The organism is Sphingomonas bacterium, assembly GCF_903643065.1.
In the GTDB taxonomy this organism is placed as follows: Bacteria; Pseudomonadota; Alphaproteobacteria; order Sphingomonadales; family Sphingomonadaceae; genus Sphingomonas.
Window position 1 is genome coordinate 1 of the sequence record NZ_CAHJWX010000234.1, and the last position, 4,523, is coordinate 4,523.

General features: G+C 69.2%; 3 protein-coding genes and 1 pseudogene. 1 reads left to right on the forward strand and 3 read right to left on the reverse strand.

Annotated features, from left to right (window positions below):
* From HUU95_RS09220 to katG, 3 genes and pseudogenes are all read right to left on the reverse strand, one after another.
* A pseudogene (locus HUU95_RS09220) lies at positions 1–433 on the reverse strand (histidine kinase); the annotation flags it as partial.
* On the reverse strand, positions 423–1,913 hold the full coding sequence (locus tag HUU95_RS09225; RefSeq protein WP_254602718.1) for an ATPase domain-containing protein: 1,491 nt from the start codon (positions 1,911–1,913) through the stop codon (positions 423–425). The gene HUU95_RS09225 and the pseudogene HUU95_RS09220, both read right to left, overlap by 11 nt.
* 79 nt (positions 1,914–1,992) lie before the next feature.
* On the reverse strand, positions 1,993–4,194 hold the full coding sequence (gene katG, locus HUU95_RS09230) for a catalase/peroxidase HPI (RefSeq protein WP_174279843.1): 2,202 nt from the start codon (positions 4,192–4,194) through the stop codon (positions 1,993–1,995).
* A 91-nt stretch (positions 4,195–4,285) separates the two neighbouring features.
* On the opposite strand from katG, the gene HUU95_RS09235 reads away from it, so the two are divergent.
* On the forward strand, positions 4,286–4,523 hold a 238-nt coding region (locus HUU95_RS09235), incomplete at its 3' end, for a LysR family transcriptional regulator (RefSeq protein WP_174279844.1).

The window sequence follows — 4,523 nt, forward strand, 5'->3', positions numbered from 1 at the left end:
GGTCGCGCATCTGGAACTGGCGCTGGCGCGCGCGCATCGCGGACGCGGTGGCGCTGACCAGCGAGGCGAGCCCCAGCGGCCGTTCCAACACGATCGCGTTGCCGGTGAACTCCAGCAGCCGGGCGCGGAACGCGTCGGCCGAGCCGGGCGCGCCCGCCTGCCGCGCGGCGAGCAGGATGAACGGGATGTCGGACCAGGCGGGCTGTTCGGCGAGCCGGGCCCGCAGGCCGTCCGCCCCGCCGTTCATCGCCTCCTGCGTCAGCAGCACGACGCCGACCTGCTCGTCGATAACGGCGGCGACCGCGTCCAGATCGGCGCAAGGGTGCGCGTCATAACCGCGCGCGCGCAACAGCGCGGCGGTGGTCTCCGCGTCGCGCCCGAACGGCGCGACGATCAGGACGCGATCGCCTTCGCCGGCCGCGCTAGCCGCCACGCCCGCGATCTTCCATCAACGGCGCCTGCTCGCCGACATAGGCGGGCGTTCCCGTCAGCACGCCGCGGAACGCCACCAGCGGCTCGCCGACGCGCACGCCCGAGGCATCGACGCGGAACTCGCGGATCGTGTCCTCATGCATGCCCGCGCGGTTCTTGATCACCGAGATCGCCTTGCGGATGCGCCCCTCCGCCTCGAAGAAGCGGAGCAGCAGCACCGCGTCGGCGATATAGGAGACGTTGATGCTGGAGTTCATCGATCCCAGCAGCCCGTGCTGCGGGTTGATGAGGAAGGTCGCGACGCCGCTCTGGTTGAGGTAGGACAGCAGCTCGTGAAGCTGCAGGATCAGCTGCTGCTCCTGCGGCATCGCGGCCAGATAACCGTTGAGGCTGTCGATCACGATGGAGCGGACGCCGCGCTCCTCCACCTGGCGCCGCACGCGCGTGGCGAACTCGCCGGGCGACAGCTCGGCCGGATCGATCTGCTCGATCCGGAGGCAGCCGCTGTCGATCTGCGCCTGGAGATCAAGGTTGAATGCCTTGGACCGCGCCATCAACGTGCCGACGCGCTCGTCGAACTGATAGACCACGCCCGGCTCGCCGCGCGCGCAGGCGGCGTGGACATATTGCAGCGCGATGGTGGTTTTGCCGGTGCCCGCCGGGCCGGAGATCAGCGTGCAGGTGCCGCGCAACGGCCCGCCGCCCAGCAGCTGGTCGAGCGCGGGCACGCCGCTCGCCACCGCCTCGCCCAGAAAGGCGGCATGGTGGTCGGCGGCGATCAGCCGGGGATAGATGTCCAGCCCGCCGCGCCGGATCGTGAAGTCGTGGAAGCCGGCGACGAAATCGACGCCGCGTAGCTTCTGCACCTGCAACCGCCGCCGCGCCGCGCCGAAGTCGAGCGTCAGCCGCTCCAGCGTCACCACGCCGTGGCACAGGCTGTGCAGATGCGCGTCGGCACCGGCGGTCGAGCCGCTGAGATCGTCGACCAGCACCACCGTGATCCGGCGCCCGGCGAAGAACTGCTTGAGCGCCAGGACCTGGCGGCGGAAGCGCAGCGAGTCCTGCGCCAGCAGCCGCATTTCGGACAGGCTGTCGAACACGACACGCGCGGGCTGAACCCGCTCCACCTCGTCCTGGATCAGCTTCACCGTCTCGCCCAGCTCCATCTCCCAGGGATGGAGGATGGACTGTTCGCGGCCCTCGCCGAGCACGCCGTCGGCGGCCGACAGCTCGAACACGTCGAACGCGTCGATGCTCCAGCCGTGCGACTCCGCGACGACGGCCAGTTCCTCGCGTGTCTCCGACAAAGTGATGTAGAGCGCCTTCTCGCCCCGGGCGACGCCCTCGCGCAGGAACTCCAGCGCCAGCGTCGTCTTGCCCGAGCCCGGCGCGCCCTCCAGCAGATACAAGCGATCGGCGGGAAGGCCGCCGCGCAGGATCAGGTCAAGTCCGCCATTGCCCGTCGATACCCGCGCCGTCATCATGCTCCCCGTTCCCGCGCGCCTTGGCACGGCGCGGGGCCCCGCCGCAACGCCGTCGCGCGCGGCGGGGTGACTGAGGTCACGCCATCAGGTCGTAGCGATCGGCGTTCATTACCTTGGTCCAGGCCTTGACGAAGTCGCGCGCGAACATGTCGTCGGCGTCGTCGCAGGCATAGACCTCCGCGATCGCGCGCAGCTGCGAGTTGGAGCCGAACACCAGATCGGTGCGTGACGCGGTCCACATATGCTCGTGCGTGTGGCGGTCGGTGCCGACGAACTCCTCGTCGCCGGTGTCGTCGACCTGCTTCCAGGCGGTCGCCATCTGCAGCAGGTTGACGAACCAGTCATTGCGCAGCTCGCCGGGGCGGCTGGTGAAGACACCATGCTGCTTGGCCTTGGAATGGTTGGCGCCGAGCACGCGCAAGCCACCCACCAGCACCGTCATCTCGGGCGCGCTCAGCCCCAGCAGCTGCGCGCGATCGACCAGCAGCTCTTCCGTCGGCACCGAATGCTTGGTCGACAGGTAATTGCGGAAGCCGTCCACCTTGGGCTCCAGCACCGCGAAGCTCTCGACGTCCGTCTGATCCTGCGTCGCGTCGGTGCGGCCCGGCGTGAAGGGCACGGCGATGTCCTTGCCGGCCGCCTGGAGCGCCTGCTCGACGCCGACGACGCCGCCCAGCACGATCAGGTCGGCGATCGACACGTCACCCGCGAAGTCCGCCTTCACCTGCTCATATTTGGCGAGCACTGTCGCCAGCTGCTCCGGCTCGTTGACCGTCCAGTCCTTCTGCGGGGCCAGCCGGATGCGCGCGCCGTTGGCGCCGCCGCGATGGTCGGATCCGCGCCAGGTCGAAGCGGACGCCCAGGCGGTGGTGACCAGCTCGGCGATCGACAGGCCGGTGGCGGCGATCGCCTGCTTCAGCGTCGCGATGCCCGCTTCGTCCAGCGGCGCGCCCGTCGCGGCGGGGACATTGTCCTGCCAGATCAGCTCTTCGGGCACTTCGGGCCCGAGCAGGCGCACCTTCGGCCCCATGTCGCGATGGCACAGCTTGAACCAGGCGCGTGCCCAGGCATCGGCGAAATACGCCGGATCGGCGCGGAACTTCTCGGTGATCGCGCGATAGGCGGGATCGACCTTGAGCGCCATGTCGGCGGACGTCATCATCGTCGGCACGCGCTTGCCCGGATTGTGCGCGGCCGGCGCCAGCGTCTCGTCGGGATTGCCGACCGGCTGAAACTGGTGGGCGCCGGCGGGGCTCTTCACCAGCTCGTATTCATGGTCGAGCAGCATGTCGAAATAGGTCATGTCCCACGTCGTCGGCGTCGGCGTCCACGCGCCCTCGATGCCCGACGTGATCGTGTCCTCGCCCATGCCGGTGCCATGGGTGGAGCCCCAGCCGATGCCCTGCGATGCGATGTCGGCGCCCTCCGGCTCCTTGCCGACCTTGGACGCGTCGCCGTTACCGTGCGCCTTGCCGAAGGTGTGGCCGCCGGCGGTCAGCGCCACGGTCTCCTCGTCGTTCATGCCCATGCGGCCGAACGTCTCCTTCATGTCGCGCGCGGAGCCCATGGGGTTGGGACAGCCGCCGGGGCCTTCCGGATTGACGTAGATCAGGCCGTGCTGGATCGCGGCGAGCGGGTTCTCCAGCGTGAGCCCAGCCTCCTCGTCGATGCGGGTCTGGCCCAGCCACTCCTCCTCGGTGCCCCAGTAGATGTCCTTCTCGGGCTCGAACACGTCGGCGCGGCCGCCGCCGAAGCCGAACACCGGCCCGCCCATCGACTCGATCGCGACATTGCCGGCGAGGATGAACAGGTCCGCCCAGCTCAGCGCACGGCCGTACTTCTGCTTGACCGGCCAGAGCAGCCGGCGCGCCTTGTCGAGATTGCCATTGTCCGGCCACGAGTTGAGCGGCGCGAACCGCTGCTGCCCCGCGCCCGAGCCGCCGCGGCCGTCGCCGGTGCGGTATGTGCCGGCCGAATGCCAGGCCATGCGGATGAAGAACGGGCCGTAATGACCATAGTCCGCCGGCCACCAGGGCTGGCTGTCAGTCATCAGCGCGGTCAGGTCGGCCTTGACCGCCCGGTAATCGAGCGTCTTGAACGCCTCGCGATAGTTGAACGTCGTGCCATAGGGATCGGGCGAGACGCCACGCTGCGACAGGATGTCCAGCGACAGCGCCTCGGGCCACCAATCCTTGGGCGTGCGGCCCAGCAGCGTGCGCAATGCCATCGGCTGGTTGCGGGGATCGTTGATCGGGCTGCCCGACGTGATCGCGTCCATGACTCTCTCCAGAAACCTATACCTCCTTAATGGACAGCGCCGACAGATTTATCCAATGGATTAAACCGATGTCTGTCATCGGATCGGTCGATTGAGCAAGCCGCTGCCCTCGTTGCGCCAACTCGCCTATCTGCTGGCGTTGCACGAGCACGGCCATTTCGGGCGCGCGGCGGCGGCGAGCTTCGTTACGCAGTCGACGCTGTCGGTCGGCATCGCCGAGCTGGAGCGGCTGCTGGGCGCCGCGCTGGTCGAGCGGACGCGGCGCTCGGTGCGGTTCACCCCGCTGGGCGAGGAGGTGGTGGCGCGCGCGCGCGGGGTGGTGCGCGCGG